Genomic DNA, 16,736 nt, shown 5'->3' with positions numbered 1-16,736 from the left:
GTCAAAAACCTTTTAAGCTTTTTTTTCATAGATTCCAAAGAGATAATCCGGTGTAGTCGTCATCGACCCTTTCTAAGTTGTTTTCGCCATAGTCTACGATGACAAATTCAGCAGCAAATATTTTTGTGCCTTCCATGAGATGACCGCCGAAGGCATTTCCGTTTTCGTCAGCAAGAATTATATGTACATGTGGAAATGGTTTGCCGTCTTTTAAGGATATATTTCCTATAGCACTCAGTATTTCCATGTGCTCGTTTTTCTCGATAAATTTGTATTCCTTTGTAGATTGGTTAAAGTAGCCGAACCGGGCCTTTTTTACCGCACCTATAATCCTTATCTCGCCAGATCTTATATTCTCATTTGTTATGAAAGTCGTTATCTCCTGCAAAAGATCGTTATCGTACTTAAAGCGACCCATAAACCTTCTTTTCACATCTATATTAATATGACCCATACAAAAACCTCCTTAATTGAATTTATGTGTATCAATTCTTATACATATTATACCACAGCATATTTTGAAAAAATATGTCAATGAGCTTTTTTGTGAATATAATGGTACAAAAAAATTAAATGAAAGGTTGTGTTACAATGCCTTATTGTCCATCGGGAAGGTATTACACTGTAGAGCCTGGGGATACGTTGTGGCTTATATCTCAGAAAATCAATAGGCCTGTAGACGACATTATAAAAGTGAATCCTGGTATAGATCCAAACAGATTGATGGTAGGACAAGTAATATGCTTGCCGTCAATAATACCTTATGGCAAGACGACAGAATGCCCAACAGGCATATATTGGGAGGTAGCACCTGGAGATACCCTTTATAAAATAGCAAAAACTGTAGGAACTACTGTCGATAAAATTCTTGCATTAAATCCGTATATAGATCCAAATAACCTTGTGGTAGGACAGGTGATATGCTTGCCTTCACCAGGATAAAATTACCCTGAGTAAGCAGGGTAATTTTAAGCAAAAAAATTTTTAACATTAACTTGACAATCATCATTGGCAGTTATATAATTAAATTAAATAAATGTTAACGTGAACAAAAATTTCGTGGGAGAGCTGATTTTATGAAGAATTTTATGGATGATGATTTTCTATTAAACAACGAAGTTGCTGTTAAACTATTTCATGACTATGCATCAAAGATGCCTATATTTGATTTTCACTGCCATTTGAATCCTAAAGATATTTACGAAGACAAGAAATTTAAAAACATCACGGAAGTTTGGCTATATGGCGATCACTATAAATGGAGACTTATGAGGAGCAATGGCGTCGATGAAAAGTACATTACAGGCGATGCTGATGATTACAGCAAATTTTTAGAGTTTGCAAAGACTATGCCTATGGCTATCGGCAATCCTGTTTTTCATTGGACACATTTGGAGCTTCAAAGGTACTTTGGTGTTAATGAGCTTCTAAATGAGAAAACAGCTCCAATAATATGGGAAAAAGTCAATTCAGTATTGGAGAGTAGCGAATTCAGCGTCAGAAATATCATTAAGAAGTCAAACGTAAAGATACTGTGCACAACAGATGATCCGACAGATAGCCTTGAGTATCACAAACTTTTGAGGGATGATGAAAGCTTTGGTGTAAAGGTTTTGCCTGCATTTAGACCTGACAAAGGTATAAATATTGAAAGAGACGGTTTTAGAGATTGGGTCAAAAAGCTTGGAGAAGTAAGCGGGAAAGATATTGAAGATTACGAAGATTACTTAGATGCTTTAAATTCAAGAATAGAGTACTTTGACAGCTTAGGTTGCAGGTTATCAGATCACGCCCTCGACTTTGTATCTTATGAAGAAAGCACAAAAATCAAAGTGAATGAAATATTCAAGAAAGCTTTAGAAGGCGAAGAACTTTCTAAATTTGAAATTGACCAATACAAGACAAGTGTTCTTCAATTTTTGGGAAGAAAATATAAAGAATTCGGATGGGCTATGCAGCTTCACATTGCAGCTTTAAGAAATACAAACACCAGGATGTTTAGAAAGCTGGGTCCTGATACTGGATATGATTCAATAAATGATGTAGATATAGCACAAAAAGTGGCGAAGCTTTTAGACTCATTAGATTTAACTGGTTCTTTGCCGAAGACCATATTGTACACGCTAAACCCCAAAGATAACTACGTTTTAGCAACCCTTATGGGGTGTTTCCAAGGAGAAGGGATTCCAGGTAAAATGCAATTTGGCTCTGCATGGTGGTTTAATGACAACATCGACGGAATGAGGGAGCAGATGAAGACACTGGCAAATGTAGGGCTATTAAGCAAATTCGTTGGAATGGTAACCGATTCAAGGAGTTTCTTGTCATATCCAAGGCACGAATACTTCAGAAGGATACTGTGCAATTTGATTGGCGAATGGGTAGATAGAGGCGAGGTGCCTTACGATATAGACTTGTTAGGAAAGATAGTTCAGGACATATCCTACAATAATGCAGTCAATTATTTTGGAGTATAGTCTTCTATAATGAATGTGGAAGGTGCTTGAGATGAGCGTTACAATAAAGGATATAGCAAAACTTGCAAATGTGTCACATACTACAGTTTCCAGAGCTTTAAACGACAGTCCGCAGATAAAAGAGGAGACGAAAGAGAAGATAAAAGAAATCGCAAAAAAACTTAATTACGTGCCTAATTACAACGCCAAAAGCCTTGTTCTCAATAAATCATATAATATTGGCTTGTTCTTTTCTACAATCTTCAAAGGAACATCCCCCAGTTTTTTCTATGAGACTGTAAGGGGTGTAAACAGTGCAATCAAAAAAAATTACAATCTCATCATAAGAGGGATAGACGAGTATAAGGATTACTCGTCTATCGAAAAAAACCGTTTTGATGGAATCATACTTACAAGCCAAAGCGAAAGCGATAATGAATTTATGTACTACGTCATGAGAAAAGGTATACCTTTGGTTGTTTTAAATAGAGAAGTCAATGAAAAATCTGTAGTCAATATACTGAGTGAAGAGAAGACAGGAGCTTACAATGCAGTGAAGTACCTGATTGAAAATGGACATAGGGATATAGCCATAATTGAAGGCAAAGAAGGCTTCAAATCGACTGTTGACAGAAAAGACGGCTTTTTGAAGGCACTTATTGAAAGCAAGATACTTATTAACAATGATTACATCGTAAGTGGGGAGTACGACATAGAAAGCGGCTACAGCGCCATGAACAAGCTTTTGAAGTTAAAGAAGAAACCGACAGCCGTATTTTGCTCCAACGATGACATGGCGGTAGGTGCTATAAAGGCTATATATGAAAAAGGCCTTAAGGTACCTGATGACATTTCAGTGGTAGGCTTCGATGACAGTGAATTTTGCAGGTATATAATACCTGCTCTTACAACGGTGAGAAAGCCTATAAAAGATGTCAGCCAAAAAGGTGCAGAAATATTGATGACTATGATTGAAAATGACGAAAACAGCGGAGAAAAGATATACGTACCTACAAAGTTAAAGATAAGAGATTCTGTAATGGCAATAAAATAATTTTCGCATAAATCCAGTTAACGTGTGCAAAGCAGTTTAAATGAAAAGCTTTAATCGAAAATTGTCGCTGGAAATTGAAAAATCATTTGGAGGATTGAAAGCTTTGAACAAAGTTGAAAAGTTTATAGATGGCTACATTAAAGATTACAAAAGCTACAAACCATCGTGGAATTATGAAGATGGCTGTGTACTAAAAGGTGTACTTGATCTGTACAGTGCAACAGATGATGAAAAGTACAAAACATTTGTATTAAAATACCTTGATGAATTTATAGAAAAAGACGGCAAGATAAAAGGCTACCACATGGAAAATCATCATTTAGACGATGTAAATTCAGGCAAAGTGCTGTTTGATGTTTACAAGATGACTGGTGATGAGAAGTACAAGAAAGCCATAGAGACGATTTTTAATCAAGTTAAGACACAGCCCAGGACAAATGAGGGGAATTTTTGGCACAAAGACATATATCCTCATCAAGTATGGCTTGATGGACTGTATATGGTGATGCCTTTTTACATCAAATACATCAAAAATTTTGGCGATCTTAAAGATTTATCTGATATTGTAAATCAATTTGCTAATGTAAGAAGGCTTATGTATGACAATGAGAAAAAGCTTTACTATCATGGATATGACGAAAGTAGAAAAGAAGCATGGTCAGATAAAAAAACTGGTGTTTCTCAGAATTTTTGGGGAAGAGCAGAAGGTTGGTTTGTCATGGCCCTTGTTGATGTGCTGGAAGAGATGGATGAAAGAATGGAGTCTGAAAAAGATGCCCTTCTTAAAATATTCAACGAAGCAATAGATGGACTCATTATTTACCAAGATGAAAAAACTGGTATGTGGTATCAGGTTTTAGATAAAGGCGGCGAAAAAGGAAATTATCAAGAGACATCTGCCACGCTGATGATTTCGTACAGCATACTTAAGGGTATAAGGTTAAACCTTTTGCCGCAAAAATATAAAGAGCATGGTGTAAAGGCATTTGAAGGCACAGTCAATAAATACATTGTAGAAGATGAAGGAAAATTGGCGCTTGGAGGTATATGTTCTGTTGCAGGATTAGGCAATAATCCGTACAGAGATGGAAGCTATGACTACTATATATCGGAAAAAGTCGTATATGACGACCCTAAAGGCGTAGGAGCATTAATGATGGCATACAGTGAAATAATTAAAATAAATTAAATCTGTATTTGAAAGGGGTGATAAAGGGAGGTCAAAATCAACATCTTTGTATATGCAAAAATAAAAAAATTTTTTAAGGAGGATCATCTATGAAAAAACTAGTAGCATTAGCACTTGCGGCAGCTCTAGGCATTTCCACATTACTTACAGGATGTGGCTCATCAGGTAATTCGACGAGCCAGAAGAACACAAATAGCAGTACAAAGACATCTGAAAGCCAGCCAGCAAAACAAGTAACGCTGAGATTTTCATGGTGGGGCGATGACACAAGACATCAGGCGACTTTAAATGCTATAAAGCTTTTTGAGCAAAAATACCCAAATATAAAGATACAGGCAGAGTATGCTGGTTGGGATGGCTACCTTGACAAACAGACAACACAAATGGCAGGTGGCACTGCTGCAGACATAATGCAGATAAACTGGAACTGGTTGCCACTATTCTCTAAAGACGGCAATGGTTTTTACGATTTAAACAAGCTGTCAAGTGAGCTGGGTTTAGACAATTATTCTAAGGATATTTTGGCTACAGGAACCGTTAACGGTAAACTAAATGGCATACCGGTAGCTATGACTGGAAGAGTTCTGTATGTAAATAAGACCATGTATGATAAATACGGTGCTACGATACCTAAAACATGGGATGACCTTATCAATGATGCTTCGAAGTTCCCAAGTGGCAGTTATCCAATTGTAACAGGTTCTTATGATTCTTGGCTTTTAGCTATGACTTATGCAGAACAAGAGACAGGAAAACCTTTCTTGACAACAGATGGCAAGCTTAACTTTACTCAAGATGATATAAAGACAGCATTGTCGTTCTACAAGACTTTGTTAGACAAAAAAGTCACTACTCCGATTCAGTCAATAGCTGCAGAAGGTGGCAATGGACTTGCACCAATAGCACAGCTTCCAAGCTTCTTAAATGGCAAATTTGCAGGCTTGTTTGAATGGACAAGTGCAATATCAAAAGAAGCTACTCCAATAAAACAGAACAACATGGAGCTTGTGACAGCAGGACTTCCTATGAATTCCGATGCTAAGACATCAGCGGCTATATTAAAGCCATCAATGCTTTTTGCCATCAATAAAGATTGCAAATATCCAAAAGAAGCAGCCACATTCTTGAATTTCATCTTGAATGATCCACAAGGCGTAGAAGCTATGGGCACAAATAGGGGCATACCTGTAAGCAAGGCTGCTTTAGATACACTTAAAAAAGACGGAAAGATATCAGGCTTAGAGTATGAAGGATTGCAGATATTGGAGTCAAAGCCAGGATTGCCATTAAGCCCATATCTGGAAGATCCAAAGCTTCAACAAGTATATGATCAGACTATAGACAAGATTTCTTACAACCAAGAAACAGTTGATCAAGCCGCAAAAGAGATGTATACAAATCTTCAGAATGTGCTAAGTCAAATAACAAAATAAAACACTGTGGTCAATTTGTGGAACTACAGAGAGAAAACTGTAGTTCCACGCATTTAATTAATTGCATCCACTTTGTATTGATAGGAGGGTTTTGATGGAAAACAGGCGCATAGGGCTTTTATATATACTGCCGTGGCTTATCGGCCTTGTGATATTTACCATATATCCGTTTGTGACATCTTTAATATTAAGTTTCACAAATTACAATATTATTAATGCACCGCAATTTATCGGTATTCAAAATTACGTCAATATGTTTCATGACAGCACATTCTGGACGTCATTTACTGCAACACTGGAGTATGTTGTAATTACAGTACCGTTAAAGCTTATATTTTCGCTTTTTATAGCATTTATCTTGAATTACAAGCTAAGAGGAATAAATTTTTACCGCACTGCGTATTATGTCCCATCGATTCTCGGCGGAAATATTGCTATAGCTGTTTTGTGGAAGTTTGTATTTGCAAATACAGGGCTTGTAAATCAGGTTCTGGGAGTATTTGGCATAAAACCAGTAGGTTGGTTTTCCACAGGTCTAGGAGCGATATTTACCATAAGCGCTTTAAGGGTATGGGAATTTGGCTCTACCATGGTGATTTTCTTGGCAGGTTTAAAGGATATACCACAAGAGCTTTATGAGGCAGCGGCAGTTGACGGTGCAGGCAAGATCAAAACATTCTTTAAGGTCACCATACCGCTTTTGACACCTATAATATTTTTCAACTTGGTAATGCAGTTAATACAAGCTTTCCAGGAATTCAATGGACCTTACATGATAACGCAAGGTGGTCCTCTGTATAAGACGTATCTTTTGCCAATGATGATTTACGACAACTCATTTAAGTTCTTCAATATGGGATATGGCAGCGCTATATCATGGTTCCTCTTCATAATAATAATGATATTTACAATGTTTGTATTTTCGTCGTCGAAGTACTGGGTGTTTTATTCAGATGAAGGAGGAGGCGAGTCATAATGAACAATGAGACAGCATTCAACAATGTAAACCTTAGGATGGATAAGGGGTATAGAAAGAGAGAGTTCAGAAGAAAAGTCAATTTGGCAATTAGATATGCGATACTGACAATTGGCGCTATTATAATGCTGTATCCGATTGTCTGGCTTGTAGGAGCCTCATTTAAGACAAACAGCGAGATATTCTCATCAATAAGTTTCATACCAAAAAGGATAGACTTTACGCCGTATGTAAAAGGCTGGATAACAGGCACTCAGTACACATTTGCAACGTACTACATGAATACTTTTAAGTACGTCATCCCTAAAGTGATTTTTACAGTTGTTTCATCAGTATTGACAGCATATGGCTTTTCAAGATTTAATTTTCCGTTTAAAAAGCCTTTATTTGCAATACTGATTTCAACGATGTTTTTGCCACAGATCGTTTTAAGGATACCGCTATATCTTTTATGGAAGCAATTGCATTTACTGGACACGTTTGTTCCTCTGTATGCAAATGACATATTTGCGGCAGAAGCGTTTTTCGTGTTCATGATTATACAGTTTATGAGGGGAATACCAAAGGAGCTTGATGAAGCTGCAAAGATAGACGGATGTAATTCATTTACGATACTGACGAGGATATTGCTGCCTGTGATTACGCCAGCAATTGTGTCTGTAACGATATTTCAGTTTATGTGGTCTATGAATGACTTCATGGGGCCTCTTATCTACATTTCAACCGTCAGCAAGTACCCTGTTTCAATAGCTTTGAAGATGGCAATGGATGCTACGTCAGGCAACTTTGAGTGGAACAAGATAATCGCAATGTCGGTTATAGCTCTTATACCTTCAATCGTAGTATTCTTCTCGGCTCAAAAGTATTTTGTTGAAGGTATATCTACAAGCGGATTAAAGGGATGATTCTTTAAAGAAAGAGTGATTCGATTGGAAGAATTAAATGTCATATCAACTACATCTACCACAATTACGTTTGAATTGAAAGGTTCAAAGCCTTATTATTTAGAGAAAAAGTATCAGTTGTACGTTAATTCAGATTATATGGGCGATGTCGATAGGAGTGTGTGGACGGTAAAAAATTTAAAGCCAAACAGTCAATACGAAATTACACTAAAGAACGAAGAAACAAAAGAAAGATTAACTGTATTCCAACAGACAAAACCTCAGACAGCGTATATTAATGTAAAGGACTTTGGTGCTGTTGGTGATGGAAAGCGTCTTGATACTTTTTCTATACAAGCAGCCATAATGGCGTGTCCTGATGGAGGAAGGGTGTATTTTCCTGAAGGTGTTTACTTGACATACCCGATTTTTTTAAAAAGCAATATAACGATAGAATTAGGTAAAGGTGCTGTGTTATTAGGGGCAAAAGAGAGGGAAATGTACCCTATCCTTCCAGGGGAGATAGATAGCCAAGAATTTAAAAATGGCTATTTGGGATCTTGGGAAGGGGAAGCAAACGATATGTTTGCAAGCCTCATAACTGGCATCTCTGTGGAAAATGTTAATATAATAGGCGATGGTATTATAGACGGCAATTCCAGTTTTGATACATGGTGGTACGACGCGAAAGTTAAAAGAATCGCATGGAGACCGAGAACAGTTTATTTAAGCAAGTGCAAAAACGTACTGATAGAAGGCATCACAATAAAGAATTCGCCGTCGTGGACGATACACCCTTTAATGTCGCAAAACCTTAAATTTGTGAATTTGAACATCGAAAATCCGAAAGATGCACCAAATACTGATGGTCTCGATCCTGAGTCGTGTAAAGATGTCCTCATTGCAGGCACCAGATTTTCCGTTGGCGATGACTGCATTGCCATAAAGTCAGGCAAGTTGTCTGTAAGCCAAAGGCTTCCTATGCCGTCAGAAAATCTTATCATAAGAAACTGCCTTATGGAATACGGTCATGGTGCTGTCGTAATAGGAAGCGAGATGTCAGGCGGTGTAAAAAATGTCCATGTTGAGAATTGCATATTTAGAAAGACAGACCGCGGCATACGCATAAAGACCAGAAGAGGCAGAGGCAAGACCGGAATCATAGATGAGATACACGCATCAAACATCAGAATGGAAGGGGTTTTAACGCCTTTTACTATAAATAGCTTTTACTTTTGCGATGCTGATGGTAAGACTGAATACGTGTGGAGCAAGGAAAAGCTTCCTGTAGATGACAGGACGCCATATGTCGGCAATATTTATCTAAAAAATATAACATGCATTGATACTCAGGTTGCAGCAGGATACATGTATGGCCTTCCAGAGAGGAAAATTGAGAGAGTTGATATGGAGAATATCTATGTAAGCTTTGATTTAAGCGCTAAGCCTGATTATCCTGAGATGCTTAGCTTTGTAGAAGAAATGTGTAGAAATGGTTTTTACCTTAACAACATTAAAAACCTTAGATTGAAAAATGTTGTAGTAGAAGGTGCTTTGACAGAGCCTTTTACAAAGTTAAATATTGACAATGAAATTCAATGAAATATTTTTTTTAAAATAAAATGTTCACGTGTGCTAAAAATCGAACTAAGGAGGAAGAAAATGATGAGGTTATCGTCGAAGGTATATAAGGATTATAAAAGATATCCAGAGAAAGTTGTACAGTTTGGTGAAGGAAATTTTTTAAGGGCGTTTGCAGACTGGATGATTGACGAAATGAATGAAAAAGGTGTTTTTAATGGCAGCGTTGTCGTTGTGCAGCCTTTAAGAGGTGGATTGGTGGATAAATTAAATGAGCAGGATGGACTTTATACCCTTATACTTCAAGGGATAAAAGATGGAAAGGCTAAAAGGACTTATAAAGTTGTAAATAGCATAAGTAGAGGTATTAATCCGTATGATGACTACGAGGCTTTTCTAAAGGTGGCTGAATCAGAAACCATAAGATTTGTGATTTCCAACACTACAGAGGCAGGCATTGCATTTGATGAAAATGATGCGTTTGATGCTATTCCACACAACAGTTTTCCTGCAAAACTTACTGCTTTCATGTATAGAAGGTATAAATATTTTAATGGCAGAAGTGACAAAGGGCTTATAATTCTTCCTTGTGAACTTATTGACAGAAACGGTGAAAAGCTAAAAGAGATGGTTCTTAAGTACGTAGATTATTGGAATCTTGAAAAAGGATTTGCCGACTGGGTTTTGAAGTGGAATGTTTTTTGCACAACCCTTGTAGATAGGATCGTGACAGGATACCCGAAGGATGATGCTGCAGAAATTGAAAAGGAATTGGGTTATGAAGACAGTTTGATCGATGTGGGAGAATTATTTCACTTGTGGGTTATAGAGGGACCTAAATGGATTGAAAAAGAGTTTCCTGCAAGGGAGATAGGCTTAAATGTAAGATTTGTTGATGATGTGACCCCGTATCGCGACAGAAAAGTGAGAATCTTAAATGGACTGCACACAACTATGGTACCTGTGGCGTATCTTTACGGGATTGACACTGTTGGGGAAGCCATGGAAGATGATGTTGTAGGAAAATTCATCAAAGATGTGGCTTACGATGAGATCATGAAGACATTGGATTTGCCGGATGATGAAATTAAAGAATTTATTGGGGAAGTGTTCGACAGGTTTAAAAATCCTTACGTTAAGCACTACCTTATGAGCATTGCTTTAAATTCCATGTCAAAATATGAGACGAGGGTACTTCCCTCACTTCTCCAGTACGTAAAAGCATATGGAGAACTACCTAAAAAACTGGTATTTTCCCTTTCCGCATATATAGAGTTTTACAAAGGGAAAAGAGGCGATGAAGCAATACCATTAAACGACGATCCTGACATATTAAAGATGTATCAAGAACTGTGGAAAGACTTTGATGGCAGTCGTGAAGGAATAAAGGATATTGTAACAAATGTTTTATCGTACGATAAAGTGTGGAAGATGGACCTAAATGAAATAGCTGGGTTAAATGATGCTGTTACTGAGTATCTTTATTCGATTGAGAAGAACGGCATAAAAGAGTCTTTAAAAGAGGTGCTAAAGTAACCATGAAAGATTTCATAAAAATAAACCCTTCAGACAACGTGGCTGTCGCTTTGAGAAATTTAAAAAAAGGCGATGTTATTCCGTTAGGCGATAAGACATTAGTCATTGTCGATGATGTGCCAAAAGGCCATAAATTTGCTTTAAAGGAGATTAAAGAAGGACATGACGTTGTAAAGTACGGTTACCCCATAGGACATGCACTTTCAGATATACCTGAAGGTGCATGGGTTCATACCCATAATATTAAGACGAACTTAGGAGATATTTTAAACTACGTTTATGATAAAAAAGAAGCTGTTGCAGCTATGGAGTATGATGATACCATTACGTTTAAAGGGTACAAAAGGAAAACTGGCGCTGTTGGCATAAGAAACGAACTTTGGATCGTTCCTACGGTAGGCTGTGTAAATGGCATAGGAGAGATGATAATAGAGAGATTTAAAAGAGAAGTCAAAATCGAAGGAATCGATGATATCCAGATATTTAAACACAGCTATGGGTGCTCCCAGTTGGGAGATGACCACATAAATACCAGAAAAATTTTATCAGATATAGTGAAGCACCCAAATGCCGGCGGTGTCTTAGTCTTGGGTTTAGGCTGTGAAAACAACAACATACCTTCTTTTAAGGAAAATTTAGGTCAATACGATGAGGAAAGAGTTAAGTTTCTGATTGCCCAGGAAGTTGACGATGACATCGAAGAAGGAGTGAAGCTCTTAAAAGAGTTGTATCAGAAGATGAAAGAGGATGTAAGAGTCGATGTAGACATAAGTCAGTTGGTTGTTGGGCTTAAATGTGGCGGTTCTGACGGATTTTCAGGCATAACTGCGAATCCTTTGTTAGGTGCATTTACAGATTTTCTCGTATCCCATGGAGGCAGTGCGGTTTTGACGGAAGTTCCGGAGATGTTTGGGGCAGAGCAGATTCTCATGGAAAGATGCCAAGATGAAGATGTCTTCAACAGGACTGTCAATATGATAAATGGCTTTAAGCAGTACTTTTTAGAACATAATCAACCTATATACGAAAATCCATCGCCTGGAAACAAGGCTGGCGGTATAACTACATTGGAGGAGAAGTCCTTAGGCTGTGTTCAAAAAGGTGGAAAATCAATCGTGGTAGATGTCTTAGATTATGGAGATACAGTGAAAAAGAGAGGACTTAACCTTTTGTACGGCCCAGGCAACGATCTTGTGTCTTCTACAGCTTTAGCCGCATCAGGATGCCATTTGATACTTTTTACAACAGGAAGGGGAACGCCTTTTGGTACATTTGTGCCTACTTTAAAGATTTCTACTAATACGGAGCTTTATAGAAAGAAGAAAAATTGGATCGATTTTAACGCAGGAACGCTCATAGAAGATGAAGGGATAGATGTAGTCTTAGATAGATTGGTAAACTACGTTTTAAAAGTAGCCAGCGGCGATAAAGTCAACAATGAGAAGAATAATTTCAAAGAAATCGCCATTTTCAAGTCAGGTGTGACATTGTAAATTGAAAAGCAAAGGTGAATGATGTGAGAATATTTTACTACATTTTGACATCTGATATTCTTCCTATATTCTTGATAATATTTATAGGATATGTCCTTGGCAGCAAGTTTAAGTTAGACGTAAATTCCTTTAGCAAGATAAATTTTTACGTCTTTGTTCCGGGATTCATATTTGTAAATATTTATACTACTAAGATACCATTAGACATGATGAAAGTGTTGGTATTTGCCATATCTATGCTTCTGGCAAATGTGGCAATCGGCAGCATCATAGCTAAGTTTAGAAACTATGACAAAGGCTATAAAAATGCCTTTAGGAATTCCATCATGTTTTACAATTCCGGCAATATAGGGCTGTCGCTTATAACACTTGTGTTTACTACGGGACCGTATTTGATACATGGAAAGACTCCTTACGCCAACATGGCGATTACCGCACAGATAATGGTGCTTTTGATACAAAACATATCTACAAACAGCATAGGATTTTTTCTGGCCAGCAGTGCGTCTATGGACTTTAAAGACAGCATGAAAAAGATATTTTCTATGCCAACAATTTACGCAATTCCAGCGGCCTTGCTTTTAAAACTGTTGCCTGTCGATTTGACAAAAATACCAATATGGCCTGCTGCTGAGTACATCAAAAATGCTTTTGTGCCTTTTGCACTTATATCTTTAGGCGCTCAACTTTCGTATACAAATATAAGCTTTAAAAACAAGGAAGTCTATTTATCAGCAGTCACAAGGCTATTGGGTGGCCCTATAATCGCATTTCTTTTAATAAAGATATTCGGCTTTTCTGGCGTTGTGGCACAGGCATTGATGATATCATCTTCTACTCCTTCCGCAGTAAACACTGCTTTAATTGCCGTAGAATTTGATAATTGCAAAGACTATGCGTCGCAGTTGGTCATGGTTTCTACACTGCTTAGCACTATCACTTTGACTTTGGTTATTTATGTGTCAAGGGTTATATTTCCAGTTTGAATTTAGCTAAAAGGATGTTAATAGATGATTATCAAGAAAGACATACTCAAACTTATTGGACCTATAATAACGGAGCAGACGTTTATAAGCTCTATGGGAATAATAAATACCATATTGGCCAGCAGACTTGGGAAAGAGGCAATTTCATCTATCGGGATGGCTGATTCTATAAATAACATTTTAATAGGATTCTTTTCGGCTCTTGCAGTTGGTGGAACTGTCGTTGTAGCACAGTATGTGGGGCAGAAAAATCAAAAAGCGGCAAATGAAGCCAGCAAACAGATAATGTATTCAGGTGAGCTTATAACCATATTTATTACGATTCTCATATGGATTTTAAGGCATCCTATAGTGCTTTTGCTTTTTGGCAAAGCAGAAAAAATCGTATTTGACAATGCTATATTGTATTTAAGCATAAGCCTTGTAACATACCCATTTATAACAGCTCAGTTGGTAGCATTTGGGGTATTAAGAGGTGCTGGCGACACAAAGACACCTATGTATATAAACGTGTTTATAAATGTCTTAAACGTCATATTAAGTTATGCATTCATATATGGCATAAAGATGATTAATCTCAAAGGCTTAGGTGTGGAAGGTGCTGCAATAGGCATAGGATTGTCCAGACTTATTGGTGCTATAGTAGCATTGTACATCTTGATTAAGGGTACAAGTGTTGTGAAGCTTTACGATTTGCGCCATTACAAACCTGACATGAAAATGCTTAGATCTATCTTTAACATAGGACTTCCTGCCGGCCTTGAGTCGCTTCTATTTAGCGGTGGCAAATTGATAACGCAAGTATTTGTTGTGCTTTTTGGCACTGCATCAATTGCAGCAAATTCCATAGGTTTTTCTGTGCAACAGATATTCAATATTCCCGGCAACGCTTTAAGCATAGCTTCTACTATAGTCGTAGGACAGGATATGGGCAGTGGCGATCCTGTAGCCGCAAAAAAGTCCCTTTACTACATGACTTGGCTTGCCAGTATATGTATGGGTATACTTGGTGCAGTGTCGTTTCCTTTCGCAAGATTTCTTGTATCTATATACACTACAAATCAGGACGTCATAGATATCGCTGTGAAAGTCGTTAGACTTAATTTAGCTTGTATGGTTTTATGGTCATTGTCATTTGTGCTGCCTGCAGGCTTAAAAGGTGCAGGAGATGCCAAGTACACATTGATGACATCTATAATAGGCATGTGGGCCTTTAGGATAGTTTTAGGATATGTACTTGGAGTAGTGATGAAATTTGGACTTGTAGGAGTATGGATAGGCATGTTTACAGATTGGGCAGTAAGAGGGACTCTTTACCTTATAAGGCTTAGGGGTACCAAGTGGCAAAAAGCAATTGTGTAGAGGTGCATTTTATGAATTTAGGAATAAGAGCACATGATCTAATAGGATTATCTTTGGAAAGACTGCCTGAAGAGGTTTCGAAATTGGGACTTTCTTCAGTTCAATTGGCTTTAAATAAATTATTTCCAGAACTTAACATTAAAAATGGAAGTCTGACACCAGGCTTGGCTAACTATATATGCAGCCATTTCAGAAGTCATAACATTCAAATCGCAGTGTTGGGCTGCTATGTAAACATCATTCATCCAGATTTAAGCGAAAGGAGGTTGTTATTGGAGCTTTTTAAAGAACATTTAAGGTATGCAAGGGATTTTGGTTGCAGCATTGTTGCTACAGAGACAGGCAATGTGCATGAGAAGATGGGATACACGACTGATAATTTCACAGAAGATGCTTACAATGAAGTGGTAAAAAGCGTATCTGAATTAGTTGAGGAAGCTGAAAAATTTGGAGTCATAGTGGGCATAGAGCCAGGTGTCAACCATCCCATATACTCTCCCAAAGTCATGAGGAGGCTTATAGATGATGTAAAGTCCAGCAATTTGCAAGTCATATTTGACCCGGCCAACCTTTTGACTGAGGAAAATTACAAAAGCCAAAAGATTATTTTTGAAGAGGCCTTTAGATTGCTTGGAGATAGGATTGTAGCAGTACATGCGAAAGATTTTTCGATGAATGAAGGAAAGTTTGAATTTGTGCCTGTAGGTGAGGGACTGCTGGATTACGAAACAATATTCAAGTTTTTAAAGTACGCAAAACCGTATATAAACATCTTGATGGAAAACACAAAAGGCACATTTATACAAAGTGGGATTTCGTATCTTAAGGGTAAATACGAGACCGCAATCCAATAATTCCACAAAAACCACACAAAAATTTTTGGATTTTGAGGAGGAATTGTTGGTTTTACGTCGAATATATGTTAATATAGAGTTAGAAAAAGTTATTCGTTCTTTTTGATAATAATGATGAGTTTAAGATAGATGATAATTTGTATAGGATGGTGTCATATGCTGGCTTCCACGAGAAGAAATAAGATAAAAGAAATACTCATGAAGGAAAAATCTGTGAAAGTATCAGAGCTTTGTGAGATGTTTCAAGTGTCAGATGAGACCATAAGGCGAGACTTAGATGAGCTTGAAAAAGAAGGGTTTATAGAGAGAAACTACGGCGGTGGCGTGCTGAAGAAAAACATCGTTGTTCCTCCACTTTTATTCAGGATGGAAGAAAACATCGAAGAAAAAGAGAAGATAGCCAATAAAGCAATAGATGCGATTAAAGAGGGAATGAGCATTTTTCTTGATGCAGGGTCTACTACTTATCAGTTAGCACGGTATATTAACTACAAAGGCTTAAAGAACATCACAGTTATAACAAATGGACTTAACATAGCTGCCGAACTTGCAAGAAACACAAATATAACTTTACACGTGACAGGCGGAAATCTTAAAAACGTCAATTATTCTTTGATAGGTCCAGATGCTGTAGAGTACGTAAAAAAGTACAATGCTGACATTGCCTTCCTCGCAGCAGCAGGAGTGTCGTTAGAAAAGGGATTTACCACGTCTGATATCTTTGAGGCAGAAGTCAAAAGGTCTATGATTGGATCTTCAAGAACATCGATTGTCGTCGTCGACAGCAGTAAATTTGGCAAAGATGCTATGGTGTCATTTTGCAATATAGGTGATGTTGATAGGGTTATAACGTCAGGAGTGCAAAACATGGACGTGATAGATGATTTGAAAAATCATGTTGTAATAGATTTGGCTAATTAGCATGTTTTTCG

The 16,736-nt window shown here is 37.4% G+C and carries 15 protein-coding genes; 14 read left to right on the top strand and 1 reads right to left on the bottom strand.

Going from position 1 to position 16,736, the window contains the following annotated elements:
* Nucleotides 1-25 precede the first annotated feature (25 nt).
* A complete protein-coding gene (locus BVF91_RS09455) occupies nucleotides 26-454 on the bottom strand; it encodes a PPC domain-containing DNA-binding protein (protein ID WP_013788801.1) in 429 nt (142 codons plus the stop codon).
* A gap of 137 nt (nucleotides 455-591) precedes the next feature.
* Between BVF91_RS09455 and BVF91_RS09450 the strand changes: the two genes are divergently transcribed.
* The 14 genes from BVF91_RS09450 to BVF91_RS09385 all read left to right on the top strand — a co-directional run bounded on the left by BVF91_RS09450 (nucleotide 592) and on the right by BVF91_RS09385 (nucleotide 16,725).
* Complete coding sequence (locus BVF91_RS09450) at nucleotides 592-942, top strand: LysM peptidoglycan-binding domain-containing protein (RefSeq protein WP_085113159.1); 351 nt, start codon at nucleotides 592-594, stop codon at nucleotides 940-942.
* A gap of 134 nt (nucleotides 943-1,076) precedes the next feature.
* Nucleotides 1,077-2,477, top strand: a complete 1,401-nt coding sequence (uxaC, locus tag BVF91_RS09445; RefSeq protein ID WP_085113158.1) for a glucuronate isomerase — start codon at nucleotides 1,077-1,079, stop codon at nucleotides 2,475-2,477.
* Between the two features lie 31 nt (nucleotides 2,478-2,508).
* Entirely contained in the window at nucleotides 2,509-3,510 is a 1,002-nt protein-coding gene (locus BVF91_RS09440) for a LacI family DNA-binding transcriptional regulator (protein WP_085113157.1), read from the top strand.
* Between the two features lie 103 nt (nucleotides 3,511-3,613).
* Entirely contained in the window at nucleotides 3,614-4,699 is a 1,086-nt protein-coding gene (locus tag BVF91_RS09435) for a glycoside hydrolase family 88/105 protein (RefSeq protein ID WP_085113156.1), read from the top strand.
* 89 nt (nucleotides 4,700-4,788) lie between these two features.
* On the top strand, nucleotides 4,789-6,132 hold the full coding sequence (locus tag BVF91_RS09430) for an ABC transporter substrate-binding protein (protein WP_085113155.1): 1,344 nt from the start codon (nucleotides 4,789-4,791) through the stop codon (nucleotides 6,130-6,132).
* Nucleotides 6,133-6,226: 94 nt separating this feature from the next.
* Entirely contained in the window at nucleotides 6,227-7,108 is an 882-nt protein-coding gene (locus BVF91_RS09425) for a carbohydrate ABC transporter permease (RefSeq protein ID WP_085113154.1), read from the top strand.
* On the top strand, nucleotides 7,108-8,013 hold the full coding sequence (locus tag BVF91_RS09420; RefSeq protein WP_085113153.1) for a carbohydrate ABC transporter permease: 906 nt from the start codon (nucleotides 7,108-7,110) through the stop codon (nucleotides 8,011-8,013). Before BVF91_RS09425 ends, BVF91_RS09420 begins: the two co-directional genes overlap by 1 nt.
* 24 nt (nucleotides 8,014-8,037) lie before the next feature.
* Nucleotides 8,038-9,594, top strand: a complete 1,557-nt coding sequence (locus tag BVF91_RS09415; RefSeq protein WP_085113152.1) for a glycoside hydrolase family 28 protein — start codon at nucleotides 8,038-8,040, stop codon at nucleotides 9,592-9,594.
* Nucleotides 9,595-9,657: 63 nt separating this feature from the next.
* Nucleotides 9,658-11,109, top strand: coding sequence for a tagaturonate reductase (locus tag BVF91_RS09410; protein WP_085113197.1), 1,452 nt, complete (start codon nucleotides 9,658-9,660; stop codon nucleotides 11,107-11,109).
* A 2-nt stretch (nucleotides 11,110-11,111) separates the two neighbouring features.
* The gene (locus tag BVF91_RS09405) at nucleotides 11,112-12,602 is read left to right on the top strand and encodes a UxaA family hydrolase (protein WP_085113151.1); all 1,491 of its coding nucleotides are present in this window, start codon (nucleotides 11,112-11,114) and stop codon (nucleotides 12,600-12,602) included.
* Nucleotides 12,603-12,625: 23 nt separating this feature from the next.
* Nucleotides 12,626-13,588, top strand: coding sequence for an AEC family transporter (locus BVF91_RS09400; RefSeq protein WP_085113150.1), 963 nt, complete (start codon nucleotides 12,626-12,628; stop codon nucleotides 13,586-13,588).
* Between the two features lie 24 nt (nucleotides 13,589-13,612).
* Nucleotides 13,613-14,950 carry an MATE family efflux transporter gene (locus BVF91_RS09395; protein WP_085113149.1) on the top strand — a complete coding sequence of 446 codons (1,338 nt, stop codon included), beginning with the start codon at nucleotides 13,613-13,615 and terminating at the stop codon, nucleotides 14,948-14,950.
* Nucleotides 14,951-14,961: 11 nt separating this feature from the next.
* Nucleotides 14,962-15,804 carry a sugar phosphate isomerase/epimerase family protein gene (locus tag BVF91_RS09390; protein ID WP_085113196.1) on the top strand — a complete coding sequence of 281 codons (843 nt, stop codon included), beginning with the start codon at nucleotides 14,962-14,964 and terminating at the stop codon, nucleotides 15,802-15,804.
* Between the two features lie 156 nt (nucleotides 15,805-15,960).
* Nucleotides 15,961-16,725, top strand: a complete 765-nt coding sequence (locus BVF91_RS09385; RefSeq protein ID WP_085113148.1) for a DeoR/GlpR family DNA-binding transcription regulator — start codon at nucleotides 15,961-15,963, stop codon at nucleotides 16,723-16,725.
* Nucleotides 16,726-16,736 lie beyond the last annotated feature (11 nt).

It is taken from the genome of Thermoanaerobacterium sp. PSU-2, from assembly GCF_002102475.1.
GTDB lineage: Bacteria > Bacillota > Thermoanaerobacteria > Thermoanaerobacterales > Thermoanaerobacteraceae > Thermoanaerobacterium.
This window is presented reverse-complemented; position numbering and strand designations above follow the sequence as displayed.